We start from the raw sequence: 15,069 nt of genomic DNA, 5'->3' as shown, positions 1-15,069 counted from the left end.
AACTAGTCGTTTTCTTTTTCTTCCACCAAAGGCAGCTCAGTATGATCGACAAAATTGGTCATGGTGACACCCAAGAGGCGGATTCCAGTATTTGTCGATTCAATTTCTTGAAAAATTTGGCGAGCGGAACGATTGATCCGCTCAGCCTCTCGTGTCGGCTCTGTCAGTGTGATTCGCTTGGTCAGGGTGGTAAAGTCTCCATAGCGCACTTTTAAGACCAAGGTTTTTCCTTGCTTGCCGTGTTTTTCCAGCGATTGGGCCACCTTACTGGACAGATTGGCAATTTCTTCTAAAATATCATCCTCAGCATAGAGGAGCTTGCGGTAGGTCCGCTCTTTTCCGATCGACTTGCGGATACGATGGCTCTTGACAGGGCTATTGTGAATCCCTCGCGCCTTACGAAAGAGATCATAGCCAAAGCGCCCAAATCGATCGATCAAGGTCATCTCCGGAATGGCTAAAAGATCCGCGCCAGTATAGACCCCCATCTCATGCAGGCGCTCCACTGTCTTCTTTCCTACCCCGTGAAATTTGGCAATGTCCATCTTGCTAAGGAAATCCTCGGCATCCTCCGGCAAGACCACCGTTAGGCCATGGGGTTTCTGATAGTCACTTGCCATCTTGGCCAAAAACTTATTATAAGAGACACCTGCTGAAGCTGTGAGATGCAGCTCTTCCCAGATCGCATGCTGAATCAAGCGAGCAATTTTGACAGCTGATTTGCTCTGGATTTTATTTTCCGTCACATCTAGATAGGCTTCATCAATACTCATGGGCTCGATCAGATCTGTATAGCGCTTGAAAATCTCACGAACCTGCTCGCCCACTTCTCGGTATTTCTCATAATTTCCAGAGATAAAGATCGCGTGGGGACAAAGGTCTAGCGCTTCTTTGGAACTCATAGCCGAATGAATGCCATATTTCCGTGCTTCATAGTTACAGGTCGAGACCACACCTCTCCCTCCTGATTGACGAGGGTCCTGGCCAATCACGACAGGCTTCCCCTTCAAACTAGGATTATCTCTTTCTTCGACGGCAGCAAAAAATGCATCCATATCAATATGAATAATCTTGCGACTTGTATCGTTCACTAATGGAAATATCAGCATTTTTCACCCTCCTTTTTCTATTATAAAAATAAAATTTTGGAATTGCAAAAATCGGCCCTTCCTAAAAACATGAAAATTGATGGAAATTCGTGTTCATTTTCAAAAATGTAGTACAGTATCACAGAAGAATTGAAACTGTATTATAAAAGAATCTGCTATTTTTCACGATTTGCCTTTGTGAAACCGATTTCTGTGTGGTATACTACTAGTGTAAATGCAACAGATAGAGTTGCTAGAAAGACAAATAGAGGAAAATACACATGGTTGTTAAAACAGTTGTTGAAGCACAAGATATTTTTGACAAAGCTTGGGAAGGCTTCAAAGGTGAAGATTGGAAAGAAAAAGCAAGCGTTTCTCGCTTCGTACAAGCTAACTACACTCCATATGATGGAGACGAAAGCTTCCTAGCAGGTCCAACAGAACGTTCTCTTCACATCAAGAAGATTGTTGAAGAAACAAAAGCACACTACGAAGAAACTCGTTTCCCATACGATACTCGTCCAACTTCTATCGCTGATATCGCAGCTGGTTACATCGACAAAGAAAACGAAGTGATCTTCGGTATTCAAAACGATGAGTTGTTCAAATTGAACTTCATGCCTCGTGGTGGTATCCGTATGGCGGAAACTACTTTGAAAGAAAATGGATATGAACCAGATCCAGCAGTTCATGAAATCTTCACAAAATACGTTACAACTGTAAACGATGGTATTTTCCGTGCTTACACTTCTAACATCCGTCGTGCTCGTCACGCTCACACTGTAACTGGTCTTCCAGATGCATACTCTCGTGGACGTATCATCGGGGTTTATGCTCGTTTGGCTCTTTACGGTGCTGACTACTTGATGGCTGAAAAAGCAAACGACTGGAACTCTATTACTGAAATCGATGAAGAATCAATCCGTCTTCGTGAAGAAGTAAACCTTCAATACCAAGCACTTCAAGAAGTTGTTAAATTGGGTGACCTTTATGGTGTAGACGTACGTCGTCCTGCCTTCGATACAAAAGAAGCAATCCAATGGACAAACATCGCCTTCATGGCTGTCTGCCGTGTGATCAACGGTGCTGCTACTTCTCTTGGACGTGTGCCAATCGTTTTGGATATCTACGCTGAACGTGACTTGGCTCGTGGTACTTACACTGAATCAGAAATCCAAGAATTCGTTGACGATTTCGTTATGAAATTGCGTACAGTTAAATTTGCTCGTACAAAAGCTTACGACCAATTGTACTCAGGTGACCCAACCTTCATCACAACTTCTATGGCTGGTATGGGTAACGACGGACGTCACCGTGTTACGAAGATGGACTACCGTTTCTTGAACACTTTGGACAACATCGGTAACTCGCCAGAACCAAACTTGACAGTTCTTTGGACTGACAAATTGCCATACAGCTTCCGTCGCTACTGTATGCACATGAGCCACAAACACTCTTCTATCCAATACGAAGGTGTAACAACAATGGCTAAAGACGGATACGGTGAAATGAGCTGTATCTCATGTTGTGTATCTCCACTTGACCCAGAAAACGAAGAACAACGCCACAACATCCAGTACTTCGGTGCTCGTGTAAACGTGCTTAAAGCTCTTCTTACTGGTTTGAACGGTGGTTATGACGACGTTCATAAAGACTACAAAGTATTTGACATCGATCCTATCCGTGACGAAGTTCTTGAATTCGAATCTGTTAAAGCAAACTTCGAAAAATCACTTGACTGGTTGACTGACACTTACGTAGATGCTTTGAACATCATCCACTACATGACTGATAAGTACAACTACGAAGCAGTTCAAATGGCCTTCTTGCCAACTCACCAACGCGCTAACATGGGATTCGGTATCTGTGGATTCGCCAACACTGTTGATACATTGTCAGCAATCAAATACGCTACTGTTAAACCAATCCGTGACGAAGATGGTTACATCTACGATTACGAAACAATCGGTGAATACCCACGTTGGGGTGAAGATGACCCACGTTCTAACGAATTGGCAGAATGGTTGATCGAAGCTTACACTACTCGTCTTCGCAGCCACAAACTTTACAAGAACGCAGAAGCTACAGTTTCACTTTTGACTATCACTTCTAACGTTGCTTACTCTAAACAAACTGGTAACTCACCAGTCCACAAAGGGGTATACCTCAACGAAGATGGTTCTGTGAACTTGTCTAAATTGGAATTCTTCTCACCAGGTGCTAACCCATCTAACAAAGCTAAAGGTGGATGGTTGCAAAACTTGAACTCACTTGCAAGCCTTGACTTTGGTTACGCAGCTGATGGTATCTCATTGACAACTCAAGTTTCACCTCGCGCTCTTGGTAAAACTCGTGACGAACAAGTTGATAACTTGGTAACCATCCTCGATGGATACTTCGAAAACGGTGGACAACACGTTAACTTGAACGTTATGGACTTGAACGATGTTTACGAAAAGATTATGTCTGGTGAAGATGTTATCGTTCGTATCTCTGGATACTGTGTAAACACTAAATACCTCACTCCAGAACAAAAAACTGAATTGACACAACGTGTCTTCCACGAAGTTCTTTCAATGGATGATGCCTTGAGCTAAGATTCAAATAGAACCTAAAAACCAGTCGGAAACGGCTGGTTTTTTCTACTCATCGCAAGACTATTCTGAATTTTGAAAGAGTTTAAGAGCCTACTATATAGAGTTTGACAGCGTTTTCTCCAAGTGTTATAGTAGAGCTGTAAATATTATAGAAGGGGTGATCCTATGTTTTTAACATTTATTTTCGCTATTGTTTGGCTCTTTATTCTGATTGCACTGATCTTTTTAGCAACCCTTCTCGTCCAGGATAGCACCGTGCATCACCACCCGAGTTAACGAATGATAAGCCTAAATAATAGCTATTCTAAACGAATTCAGAAAGGATAAGAAACAAACTAGAATTGTCAGATTTTAGTTCTGTCTCTCGTCCTTTTTTGCTATAATAGAAACAGATTATTTAATTAAGTAGGAAATTATGAAAGAGTCAAAACAGATCAACCAGGTCATCGACGTCCTGATGTTAGCCGGAACCCTCCTTTTAGAGAGTGGTTCTGAGATCCACCGAGTCGAAGATACGATGATCCGAATCGCCCATTCACAAGGAATCAACGATTGCAATGCCTTAGCGATGCCAGTCGCTATTTTCTTTTCAATTGAGAATGCTAATGTCACGCGCATGAAACGGATCTTGCGGACTAATTACAATATTGAAAAGGTCTGTGATGTCAATCAGATCTCTCGTCAACTTGTCTCTGGAGAGATCGATCTCGAGCAAGCCTACCAGTCCCTGAGCGAGTTGAAAATGAAGCGCGTTCCTTATACCAATCTCCAGTTGACCATTGCGGCAACCCTCAGTGCACCTTTCTTCTCCATCATGTTTGGAGGAAATTTCTATGATGCGATTGGAGCGGGTATTGCGACTGTCTTTGCCTTTGCTTTTTCTCTTGTCGTTGAGAAATACGTTCGCATTCCTTTTGTCACTGCCTTTGCAGCCGCCTTTGTCTTTGGTTTTTTGGCCCATATCTGGACGCGCTATAGTGGTTTTTCTTCCAATACCGATCTCATTATCGCAGGCTGTGTCATGCCCTTCGTTCCTGGAATCGCTATGACCAATGCCGTCCGAGATCTGATGAATTACCACCTCAACTCTGGGATGAGCAAACTCTTTGAGACTCTCCTCATTACTCTTGCACTTGGTGCCGGTACAACGGTCGCCCTCGTCCTTATGAAATAAAATAATGAACCTAACTGAATTTTTAATCCAAGCGGTGGCCAGTTTGATTGCCATCATCACCTTTTTAATCGTCCTAAATGTGCAGCGCTCCATGTTGATTCCTGGAGGAATCCTCGGTATGGGTATCTGGCTACTTTACTATATCCTGAAAGGGCCTACTAATGTCATCGTTGCAACCTTTATCGCAGCCATTGTCGGCTCCTGTATCAGTCAGATTTTAAGTATCATTCTCAAGACGCCTGTCGTGGTCTTTATGTTGTCCATTCTCGCGCCCTTGGTTCCAGGATATATTTCCTATCGAACCACTTCCTTCTTTGTCAGTGGCCAATATCGCCAAGCAGTGACCAGCGTGACCCTAGTTGTGATTCTGGCCTTGGTCATCTCCATCGGGATGGCTAGTGGATCTGTCGTCTTGAAACTCTACCATTCCTACCAACGCCATCAAAAAAGAAAAACGACCAATGCCAACTAGCATTGGTTGTTCAATTTTTATGAGTGTCATCGCTTGCATTTTCCACATAAAAGAATACAATAAAAGTGAAAAAACAAATCCTTTAAAGTATGCGAGGTGCTGTATGATGATAAGCAAGTATATCAAGTATCTTCCTTGGATGATCCTAGGAACCCTCTCCTCCTATCTATTAGCAACTGATTATGCCCGCAATTCATTTGACTTGTTCTATCTGACCTTGAACTTTACGATTGTGTACATCGCTTTAATCGTCTTCTACGAAAAAGTTCTAAGAGACAAATGCAAAGAACTCTTCATACGAATCATGAGTAATCCTAAAAAAAATAAGCAAGGATAAGAGTTGAAAAGCCATCTAAGGATGGCTTTTTCTTATAGATTCTCTATTTTTCTTTGAAACATTGCAAAATCGGTCCCGAGAATGATTTCCTTGCTGATCTAGCTTTTTCAAGGGAGTTTTACCCTTAAATATGGTAAAATAGTAACGAAATATACTAGTAGATATCAAATAAAAAAGAGGTTAAGAATGACAATTGGGATTGATAAGATTGGTTTTGCGACGAGTCCTTATGTCTTGCGTTTAAAAGATTTGGCTGCTGCTCGTGATACTGATCCCGAAAAACTGAGCAAGGGTCTTCTCTTAAAAGAACAAAGTGTTGCACCGATCACAGAAGACATCGTCACATTGGCTGCTACTGCAGCAGATGATATTTTAACAGACGAAGATAAAGAAGCGATCGACATGGTGATTCTTGCGACAGAATCTGGAATTGACCAGAGTAAGGCTGCTGCTGTGTTTGTCCATGGCTTACTAGATATCCAGCCTTTCGCCCGCTCTTTTGAGATGAAAGAAGCCTGCTATGCTGCGACTGCTGCCTTGGATTATGCTAAACTCCATGTTGAAAAATTTCCACAGAGTAAGGTTTTGGTCATTGCCAGTGACATTGCTAAATACGGAATTGGAACTCCTGGAGAACCAACACAGGGGGCTGGAGCGGTTGCTATGCTGATCAGCCAAAATCCTCGTATTCTATCTTTTAACGATGATAATGTTGCCCAAACACGCGATGTCATGGATTTTTGGCGTCCAAATTATGCGACAACTCCCTTCGTGAATGGGATTTATTCAACGCAACAATATCTAGATTCTCTGAAAACAACTTGGGCGGAATACCAGAAACGGACTGGCCTTACCTTGACAGACTTTGCGGCCGTCTGCTTCCATTTACCTTATCCAAAATTAGCTCTCAAGGGCTTGAAAAAAATCTTGGATAAGTCATTATCAGAAGAGAAAAAAGATCAATTACAATACAACTTTGATCAATCGATTCTATACAGCCAACGCGTGGGAAATATCTACACTGGATCTCTTTTCCTAGGCTTGCTGTCACTACTGGAAAATGACCCCCAACTCAAAACTGGGGACCGAATCGCCCTCTTTAGCTATGGAAGTGGAGCGGTTTCTGAGATCTTTAGTGCTAACCTTGTTCCTGGTTTTGAGCAACTCTTAGATCACAAACGCATGGAAAAACTGGACCAACGTACGGTTCTTAGTGTTTCTGACTACGAACGACTCTTTTATGAGGAAGTAGATCTAGATCCTAGTGGCAATCAAGTGTTTGAGCCTGCTACGCATCAAACTTTTGCTTTGACAGAGATCAAGGAACACCAACGCACTTACCAGAAAGTAGAAAAATAATGGCACGATTACCAGGTTTTGCAAAACTTTCTCCCACAGAACGCATAGAGGCCTTACTGAAGGAAGGCCTCTTAACTTGGGATGAAGCACAGATCTTAAAAGAACAAAAGGGACTTCCCCTTTCTATTGCAGATCAATTGACGGAAAATGTCTTGTCGACTTTTGACTTACCTTTTAGCCTTGCTCCTTATTTCCTGATCAATGGTCGTGACTATGTCCTTCCCATGGTCACAGAAGAGCCTTCCGTGGTCGCGGCTGCCAGCTTTGCGGCCAAGCTCATTCAACGTTCAGGCGGCTTCACCACCCAGGTGCACCAACGCCAAATGATCGGTGAGATTGCTCTGACGGATGTTGAAGACATGGAAGTTGCTAGCAGGCGCATCCTAGAAGACAAGGAAAGCCTTCTTCAGCTAGCTAATGAAGCCTATCCTTCGATCGTCAAGCGTGGAGGTGGAGCGAGGGATCTTTGGGTCGAAAACAAGGGGGACTTTCTTATTGTCTACTTGGCTGTCGATCCCAAAGAAGCCATGGGAGCCAATATGCTCAATACCATGTTAGAAGCTCTGACCGATCGCACCCAGGAACTCTCTGGTGGTCAGGTCTTGATGGCAATTTTATCCAACTTGGCCACTCGCTCTTTGGTGAGTGCACGGTGTGCGATCGATTTTAAAGCACTGAGTCGAAATCCTGAGGAAGCCATTGAGATTGCCCACCGGATGGAGCTAGCTAGCCAACTGGCTCAAGTGGATCCTTACCGTGCGGCTACTCATAACAAGGGAATTTTTAACGGGATTGATGCCCTGGTCCTTGCGACAGGCAATGACTGGCGGGCCATCGAAGCAGGAGCCCATGCCTATGCTACACAAAGTGGTTCATACAAGGGCTTGAGCCACTGGACAAGTCAGCCAGAAGAGAAAAAACTCTATGGAGAGATCACCCTGCCAATGCCGGTTGCGACAAAAGGAGGCTCGATTGGCCTCAACCCAACGGTTCAAGTCAGCCACCGTTTGCTAGGAGAGCCTTCTGCTATTGAATTAGCCGGTATCATCGCTTCGCTCGGTTTGGCGCAGAATTTCGCAGCCCTCAAAGCCCTTGTCACCACAGGAATTCAATCAGGACATATGAAACTCCAAGCACGCTCCCTAGCCCTTCTAGCAGGAGCTAAGGGAGAGGAAGTTCCCCGATTGGTTAGCCAACTCCTTGAAAACAAACCCTTTAATTTAGAAAAAGCACAAACACTCTTACAAGAATTGAGAAAATAAAAGAACTAAGACCGACGTCTTAGTTCTTTTGTGTTTGAAAAGATTTTCTTATTGTTTTAAAAATGGCAACTCGGGATGTTTCTTGGTATAGAGCACCACTTCGATAAAGGTCCCTACTTGGACGGCAAAAAGCAGTCCGACGAGAAGATTAATCCGATGGTCTGTTTCATAAAACGGAGAGTTCCATAAGAAGTGATTAGCTACTGTCGAGAGAACACACCAGAGCCCAAAGAGTTTTTCCTTTTGCTGGGTCACTTGAGACAACAAGAGGAAGACACCAACTGATACAACAGCTGTATATAGGGCATGTGAAGCTAATCCACCAGAGATCCGGTTAATGGCCTCAGTAACCGCGGCTAATTGACTGGTTTTGGTTTGGCGGGCAACGTACCCTAAATCCTCAATGATTTGAAAACCAAAGCCAGAGCCCAAGCCTGCAATTAGAATTGCTTTTAGATCTTTCTTGCCAACCATCAAGACAACCCAAAAGGCAACTAGAGCCTTAAAGAATTCCTCTGAAAATGGGGCCGTCAAGGCATCCGTCCACTTGTTAAAGACAGTGGCATCCTTGATCACATGGCTATTCATAATATCAATCAAGCTATTGCCTGAAAAGCTCAACCAGCCTGCTACGAAGGCTCCTCCAAACATGGCAATCCATAAGAGATAGGTTGGGACAGACAACTGCTTGGCCAATCGTTTTGAAAAGAGATAGAGCGGGATAATAATAGCAGCTAAGGCAGACAAGTTTAAGACCAAGTCTCTGCCTGCAGACTGGCTAAATTCTTGTTGAGAAAGATGACCGAGTTCAAACTCCAAGCCAATTCCTGCAAACAGTAGAAAAAGATAGATAGAGGCTCTTTGAATTTTAGTCATCTTGTTTTCCTCCCTTTTGTTTCTTTGAGCGAATCAGGTAGATCACAATCGCTAGAAGGGTTGCCCCGAACAAGCTTGCTGCTAAAATGTAATCATAGTCAAATTCAACGAGATCAATCTTCTCTTCATAAGCAGCATCTTCTTCGTCATCTAGATCTTGCAGGGCACTTTTTCCGTGTTCATCTGCTACCTTTTGTTCTGCTTCTTTTCTGATTTCTTGCAAGCGTTCGAAAGTTTTCTCAGCTCTTGCCAAGCTTTCCTCTGTTGCCTTCTCACTAGCTTCTTCAGGCTGAGAAGCAAGGGCAATTTGTTCCTTATCACTCAGATCTTGTTCGACCATCCACTGAGACTCCAACCGTTCCATTTCAGTACGAATCGCCCCATCTTCGAATAAATCTGGATACTTGGCCACAAGGTCATTGATTCTTGAAATGGTCCAATACCAAGAGCGATCATTGTAATGATCCCCTAATTCTTGGTAGGCTTGATAGGTATTGAGAATATTGCCATAGTAGGGTAGGTATGGAGCATTTCGTGGACTGCCCATCGACAGCCACATGGTGCCTCCACCTGCACTCGCTGGGACATCATCTTTCAGTTGGAAAATATGGGCCTCCATGACATTTGGATTGGAAATGGGGTATTTATAAACCGCATCAAACTCCCCTTTTTTCGGAATGCCTTTTCCATCCAGCTCCATTTGATCCTGTGGTTTATATTTGGTTCCTTCCAAACGATTGCGTTGGAGATTCATAGCATCGCGGAGGGTTAATTTTCGATCTGTTGTATGAAGAAGGTCAAAAGACGCATCGTCATATTTAACAGGAGAGCTTGGGTCTAGCGATTTGATTCCCGACCAAACCCGAGAGCGATCTGCTTCTTGCAAAGGCGGATTATAGGATTGAGAAACGTGGAATTTTCCGTCCACTTCCTTATAGCTATTGGCTTTTTTGGCAACTGTTTCAAGATCTTTTGAGGCGATCGTGCGTTCGGTATCCGATTGATCGACATGCCCTAAGAAGAAGGTATTTGGAAAGACCGCAAATCGATCCTCTGGGAAGAGAATGGCCGCATATTGATGGCCAGATAGGATTTCCATATACCAGACGCCTTCTTTATCGGCAATGGTCACAATATTTCCTTCTGCAGCGCCTTTTTCTTCGACGATTTTAGCAATGAGTTCAACCCCTTCTCTTGCGGTTTTCACACTAGGGAGAACAATACTGGTCAAGCCCGATTCTGCGAGGCCATCCTTGACATAGGGATCCACCTTTTGAATCTTGTCATTTGCTGAAGCAGATACAGTGGCAGAAATGGAAACTCCATATTCATTGAATCCTGCTTCGTCAAAAATCCCTTGATCAGGGGTGACATCCGGGACCGCTGTATACTTATAGCTAATCTCTGGCAAGGGATATTGAAAACCGTTGGCAGCATCTTCAAAAATGGCTCCTTTTTTATTGTAGACACGCTCTCTGACCACAAAATTTTTATTATGGTTGGGTTCTAAATCTTCGGTACGCCCTACCAAGGTCGAACCGTCGGCAGTCAGTTTCTTCCCGATGATGAACCCTGTACAAGCCTCAACAGGTTGAGCAATCAACAAAAGCGGAAGCAAGGCTGCTACAGCTGATCGAAAATAGTGCTTCTTCATCCTAAACTCCTTTTTAAAAATGTTTTTCCTTATTTAGTATACTCTTTTACAAGCCTATTTTGCAAGCGATTCCAGCAACCGTAAACAATTCGTAAACTATCAGAATTTTTGAGGAGAACACTTTTTAAAAAAAAGAAAGAATTGGCTTATTTTGCCAATCCTAAACGAATAGGAACTAATTTTTAAGTAAAATAAGTTAAGTGATTCTTCAAAGAACTATAAAAGAGTTCTAATTTTCAAAATGAATCATAATATACGAAAACTTTCCGCTGTGAGAAAAGTGCCTGAAACGTTTTTGTTTCAGGCACTCGGGAGTTTTGAAACCTTAGGTTCAAAACTAAGTCATGGAACTTCGTAGAAGTTCGCTGACGTCCGTACTCACCTAAGGAAAGTTTCTAAAATGATTTTTCTTCATTTTCTCTGTTGATTCGCTTGCCACAATTTTCCATAGAGGAGATAGTCGACTTCACGGAGCTCTTTCAGGTTCTGACAACCGAGCGCACAAAGGAGCAATCTGAGGTCTTCTTTCCAGCCTTGGACAAGGACGATTACTTCTTCAATACTCTTAGTCTCTACCATCTCAAGAAAAACGCGGGAAAGTCCTACGCCACGTGCTCCAAGGACCAAGGCCTTGACCATATCAAGGGGATGACGAATGCCCCCACTTGCTAGGACCTCAACCTGATCTATCTGATCCTGTAACTGTAAGAGACACTGCGCAGTTGATTGTCCCCAATCATCCAGATAAGCGCGATTGCCACCACGACGATTCTCAATATAGGCAAAACTAGTGCCACCACGACCAGAAATATCGACGGTTTTGATCCCAGCATCTAGCGCTGCCTGAACTGTTTTGGGATCCATACCAAAGCCAACTTCCTTCAGGACTACAGGCACTGGAAAGCCCTGCCCATAGCTCTTGAGATGGTCTTTCCAAGTGTGGAAAATCCGCTCCCCTTCGGGCATGAGCAACTCTTGCATCAGATTCACATGGACTTGAAGAAAGAGGGGGTGTAGCTCTTCCACTGTCCGCAAGCCCAAATCTGGCTCTTTATCGATGCCAATGTTGGTTGCTAAAAGAAGATGAGGATGGTCTTTTTTGACCGCATACGATTGATCGTTCGGATCCTTCAGCCCTGCGCTGTAAGAGCCAGTCACAAAGAGAATCCCACAGGCTTCGGCTACTGCTGCCAACTTTTGATTGATCTCTTTGGCCCGTTTACTCCCGCCTGTCATAGCATTGATATAAAAAGGGACCTCCCAATCACGCCCTGCGAAATGGGTTGTCAAATCAATCTCCGCTAGATCCACAAGGGGGAGGGATCGGTGAATCAGCTCGATCTCATCAAAGCTATTATAGGAGGAGCTTTGCTCCAAGGCATAGCGAATATGCTGGTCTTTTCGATTTTCGCTCACGAATCTCCCATCCTTTCTTGGTAAATGACTTCAATATTCTTTTCCTTCCAGCGCTCTATCAAGGTCTGAGTCTCAACTGGGTCAAAAATAAGGGCGATTCCACAGTCGCCTCCTCCAGCACCACTGGATTTGGCACAGACAGAAAGGCCCTCTGTCGCTTCTTGCAGCTCTTTTAGAGCTGGGGTATAGATCAAAGGGTTCAAAGACTTTAGGTTCTTATCGGCACGTTTGATACTGGTCTCAATTTCTTTTTTGTTCCCTTCACGGAGACCTTTTTCAAGAATCTTCACTGCGCTCTGACTTTCTTTGAGAAAGACTTCATTAATCGCTCCCTTGACCTGGCGGATCAAATCACTTGAAATCGCTGGTTCCTTGGTCCAACCAACCAGAAAATCATAAGAGATGGCTGGCTGGATCGAGCAGATCTGGTAGTCCCAATCCAGGTCTAAAACTTGTGAAAGAGGCTGAGAAGTCAAGACTTCATGCAACCAAGCCCGATCAAAGGATTGGTAATAAATCAAGTCCTCGAAGGCGATACAAGCCAAATCGCCCATGGAACCATTGTCCCCTCTTTGCACCAAGACCACTGCTGCTAGTCGAAAGAGCAGATCTGGACTTAAGTCTAGTTCATACAGAGCAGCCATGGCCTTGATCACGAGCAAGACCACACTTCCGCTGGAACCAATCCCATACTTTTTCCCCTCTTCGCCCAACGTCCCTCTAAGGTGAAGATCAAACGGTTTAGGGGCTATTCCCTGATCTTTCAGCCACTCTTCCATGAGCCGAATGGTCTCTTGAATCAAGGCGTAGTCCTTATTTGGGGTCAAATCCACCTGGTAACCAAAGAGATCTGAGGCTAGCTGATAGCTTCTAGATTCTTGGATAGTAGCTGACAGATAAATGGGAATAAACTGAATCACGGCTCCATAGCCAGGCGTTAGCACTGCGTATTCTCCAGCTAGATAGAGCTTGCCTCCAGTCTGTACCTGATACTTAGTCTTCATCTTGAGGGTCCTTTGTCTTAGATACGATGGTCCGATAGCGGGCGTCAAATAAAGGCACCAGCTGATCCAAGTCTTCTTCTAAACAGAGAACCTTAACGTTTGGCCCTGCATCCATGGTGAAGTAACAAGCATGGCCTGCAGCTCGAAGCTCACGGACAAAGTCCATAGCTTTGTGGCTTTCTTCTGTCAAGTAGCTAAAGGCTGGAGTGGCTGTTCTAGTCGTCGCATGCATAGCAAGGGCATTGCGCTCTGTCAGCTGACCGACCCGTTCAAAATCATTGCCAGCTAGATAGTCCAGCATGTCCTTGTAATCTTGTCGAGACTCTTCGATCCATTCTTTGAAATTAGTCGAGGTCTCCATGCAACGTTTCATCCCTTCCCGGCTGGAAACGGGCTTTTGCTTGTCATTGAGGACCAGCATGATCATAGCCAGTTTTAGGTCTGTTTTGACCTTATAAATTTCTCCACTTTCTTTGTCCCAAGCTGCTAAGGGTCCAAAGAAAGAACGTGAAGAAGAACCCGAAGCAAACTTGGCTTTTTGAGCTAATTCCTCCTGACTCAAGCCCAAATCATAGTACTGATTGCAAGCCTTGACGAGAGCAGAGAGGCCGCTTGAGCTAGAGGACAAACCGGCTGCAGTTGGCATGTTGTTGCTGGTATCCACCCGAACAAATCCTGCTTCATCTGCTGGCTTCAAGCTATCAATCACAGCTCCAATTTTGGCTTGCTCAGCTGGATTTTGGAATTCCCCATCGATGTAAAATTCATGCGCAGTCGCATCTGCTGGTAAGGGAGAGAGACTCGTCTCTGTATACATATTCTCTAAGGTCAACGAAATCGAACTGGTCGAAGGGACCATCTGTTTGGCATCTTCTTTTCCCCAGTATTTGATAATCGCAATATTGGCATAGGACTTAGCCTTTACAGGTTTTCGATCCATGTATGGTATGCTCCTTCTTTTTCTAATGCATGGGCAATGGTTGCTGCTTCCCGAGAATCCTTGACGAGGGCAATCACACAACCTCCAAGACCGCCTCCGCTCATTTTAGCGCCTAAGGCCCCATTTTCAAGGGCAACGGCGACCAGATGATCTGCTTTTTCACAGCTGACACCCACGGCTCTCAAGTGCTCATGGCAAGTAGTCAAAGCCTGTCCTAGGTTCGTTAGATCATTCATTTTCAGAGCCTCTTCCACCTGCTGAGTCAACTGACCAATCTCATGGAAATGGGGCAAAACTTCCTGCCCCTTGGCTTCCACCTTTTGAATCGCCTCACGGGTATTGCCGTGAATCCCCGTATCCGCAATCACCAAGCTCGCTTTTATCCCCAGCTCCAGCGGGTAAAAGCCGACATTCCGGATGAATTTAATGGCTTGATCACTCAAACAAGTCTTGGCATCGAGCCCACTTGGATTCATATGAGCAATGGTTTCTGCTCGATTAACCAGAACTTCTAAGGTCTCATCATCCAGCTTCTCTTGATAATAGTCAAAAACGGCACGAATAGCTGCGATACTCACCGCCGCAGATGATCCCATCCCCCGTTTTTCCGGCACCATGGACTGAATGCGACAGCGAATACGGGCCTCGCGAATCCCAAGGTGCTCAAGAGACGCAAAAACCGCCATGGACAAGGTGTCATCTTCAAACAAAATCCATGGACTGTCTGCCGGGATGATCTGGCAGGTCACTTCGATATGATGGAGTGGCAGCGCAATAGCCGGATAACCATAGACCACCGCATGCTCTCCAATTAAGATAATTTTACTATGCGCCCTTCCGACGCCTATCTCTTTGTTCATATTCATCTCGCTCTATTAAGGTCATTACTA

The 15,069-nt window shown here is 44.3% G+C and carries 13 protein-coding genes; 6 read left to right on the top strand and 7 right to left on the bottom strand.

The features are described from left to right. Positions 1-2: 2 nt before the first annotated feature. The gene (gene dinB / locus RDV49_RS03650; RefSeq protein ID WP_003008803.1) at positions 3-1,109 is read right to left on the bottom strand and encodes a DNA polymerase IV; all 1,107 of its coding nucleotides are present in this window, start codon (positions 1,107-1,109) and stop codon (positions 3-5) included. A 260-nt stretch (positions 1,110-1,369) separates the two neighbouring features. Here dinB and pflB point away from each other — a divergent pair, with 260 nt between their 5' ends. The 6 genes from pflB (at position 1,370) to RDV49_RS03620 (ending at position 8,289) form a co-directional block, all read left to right on the top strand. Next, the gene (gene pflB, locus RDV49_RS03645) at positions 1,370-3,685 is read left to right on the top strand and encodes a formate C-acetyltransferase (RefSeq protein WP_003008804.1); all 2,316 of its coding nucleotides are present in this window, start codon (positions 1,370-1,372) and stop codon (positions 3,683-3,685) included. Positions 3,686-4,100: 415 nt separating this feature from the next. After that, the gene (locus RDV49_RS03640; protein WP_003008806.1) at positions 4,101-4,859 is read left to right on the top strand and encodes a threonine/serine exporter family protein; all 759 of its coding nucleotides are present in this window, start codon (positions 4,101-4,103) and stop codon (positions 4,857-4,859) included. A gap of 4 nt (positions 4,860-4,863) precedes the next feature. Then, positions 4,864-5,331, top strand: a complete 468-nt coding sequence (locus RDV49_RS03635) for a threonine/serine exporter family protein (protein ID WP_003008808.1) — start codon at positions 4,864-4,866, stop codon at positions 5,329-5,331. Between the two features lie 106 nt (positions 5,332-5,437). Then, entirely contained in the window at positions 5,438-5,668 is a 231-nt protein-coding gene (locus RDV49_RS03630) for a hypothetical protein (protein WP_037608420.1), read from the top strand. A gap of 186 nt (positions 5,669-5,854) precedes the next feature. Continuing rightward, the gene (locus RDV49_RS03625; RefSeq protein ID WP_003008812.1) at positions 5,855-7,027 is read left to right on the top strand and encodes a hydroxymethylglutaryl-CoA synthase; all 1,173 of its coding nucleotides are present in this window, start codon (positions 5,855-5,857) and stop codon (positions 7,025-7,027) included. Beyond that, positions 7,027-8,289: a hydroxymethylglutaryl-CoA reductase, degradative gene (locus RDV49_RS03620; protein WP_003008814.1), complete on the top strand. Its 1,263-nt coding sequence runs from the start codon at positions 7,027-7,029 to the stop codon at positions 8,287-8,289. Before RDV49_RS03625 ends, RDV49_RS03620 begins: the two co-directional genes overlap by 1 nt. A 48-nt stretch (positions 8,290-8,337) precedes the next feature. Here RDV49_RS03620 and RDV49_RS03615 read toward each other — a convergent pair whose 3' ends face one another. The 6 genes from RDV49_RS03615 to mvk form a co-directional block, all read right to left on the bottom strand. After that, on the bottom strand, positions 8,338-9,165 hold the full coding sequence (locus tag RDV49_RS03615; RefSeq protein WP_003008817.1) for a PrsW family glutamic-type intramembrane protease: 828 nt from the start codon (positions 9,163-9,165) through the stop codon (positions 8,338-8,340). Further along, entirely contained in the window at positions 9,158-10,819 is a 1,662-nt protein-coding gene (locus RDV49_RS03610) for a C69 family dipeptidase (RefSeq protein ID WP_003008819.1), read from the bottom strand. Before RDV49_RS03610 ends, RDV49_RS03615 begins: the two co-directional genes overlap by 8 nt. 411 nt (positions 10,820-11,230) lie before the next feature. Beyond that, positions 11,231-12,235: a type 2 isopentenyl-diphosphate Delta-isomerase gene (fni, locus tag RDV49_RS03605; protein WP_003008820.1), complete on the bottom strand. Its 1,005-nt coding sequence runs from the start codon at positions 12,233-12,235 to the stop codon at positions 11,231-11,233. Next, complete coding sequence (locus RDV49_RS03600) at positions 12,232-13,239, bottom strand: phosphomevalonate kinase (protein ID WP_003008822.1); 1,008 nt, start codon at positions 13,237-13,239, stop codon at positions 12,232-12,234. The genes fni and RDV49_RS03600 overlap by 4 nt, the downstream gene beginning before the upstream one ends. Beyond that, the gene (gene mvaD, locus RDV49_RS03595) at positions 13,229-14,179 is read right to left on the bottom strand and encodes a diphosphomevalonate decarboxylase (RefSeq protein WP_003008824.1); all 951 of its coding nucleotides are present in this window, start codon (positions 14,177-14,179) and stop codon (positions 13,229-13,231) included. The genes RDV49_RS03600 and mvaD overlap by 11 nt, the downstream gene beginning before the upstream one ends. After that, on the bottom strand, positions 14,161-15,039 hold the full coding sequence (gene mvk, locus RDV49_RS03590) for a mevalonate kinase (RefSeq protein ID WP_037608422.1): 879 nt from the start codon (positions 15,037-15,039) through the stop codon (positions 14,161-14,163). Before mvk ends, mvaD begins: the two co-directional genes overlap by 19 nt. Between the last annotated feature and the right edge of the window lie 30 nt (positions 15,040-15,069).

The sequence above is a fragment of the Streptococcus parasanguinis genome, from assembly GCF_031582885.1.
Taxonomy (GTDB): Bacteria; Bacillota; Bacilli; order Lactobacillales; family Streptococcaceae; genus Streptococcus; species Streptococcus parasanguinis_M.
The sequence above is the reverse complement of the archived record's forward strand: the minus strand, read 5'-3'. Positions and strand labels throughout refer to the sequence as shown.

Coding starts and splice junctions, on each gene's coding strand:
- RDV49_RS03640 (WP_003008806.1), top strand. CDS start 4,101: ATGAAAGAGTCAAAACAGATCAACCAGGTCATCGACGTCCTGATGTTA.
- RDV49_RS03615 (WP_003008817.1), bottom strand. CDS start 9,165: ATGACTAAAATTCAAAGAGCCTCTATCTATCTTTTTCTACTGTTTGCA.
- RDV49_RS03625 (WP_003008812.1), top strand. CDS start 5,855: ATGACAATTGGGATTGATAAGATTGGTTTTGCGACGAGTCCTTATGTC.
- mvaD (WP_003008824.1), bottom strand. CDS start 14,179: ATGGATCGAAAACCTGTAAAGGCTAAGTCCTATGCCAATATTGCGATT.
- RDV49_RS03635 (WP_003008808.1), top strand. CDS start 4,864: ATGAACCTAACTGAATTTTTAATCCAAGCGGTGGCCAGTTTGATTGCC.
- mvk (WP_037608422.1), bottom strand. CDS start 15,039: ATGAACAAAGAGATAGGCGTCGGAAGGGCGCATAGTAAAATTATCTTA.
- pflB (WP_003008804.1), top strand. CDS start 1,370: ATGGTTGTTAAAACAGTTGTTGAAGCACAAGATATTTTTGACAAAGCT.
- RDV49_RS03610 (WP_003008819.1), bottom strand. CDS start 10,819: ATGAAGAAGCACTATTTTCGATCAGCTGTAGCAGCCTTGCTTCCGCTT.
- RDV49_RS03600 (WP_003008822.1), bottom strand. CDS start 13,239: ATGAAGACTAAGTATCAGGTACAGACTGGAGGCAAGCTCTATCTAGCT.
- RDV49_RS03630 (WP_037608420.1), top strand. CDS start 5,438: ATGATAAGCAAGTATATCAAGTATCTTCCTTGGATGATCCTAGGAACC.
- RDV49_RS03620 (WP_003008814.1), top strand. CDS start 7,027: ATGGCACGATTACCAGGTTTTGCAAAACTTTCTCCCACAGAACGCATA.
- dinB (WP_003008803.1), bottom strand. CDS start 1,109: ATGCTGATATTTCCATTAGTGAACGATACAAGTCGCAAGATTATTCAT.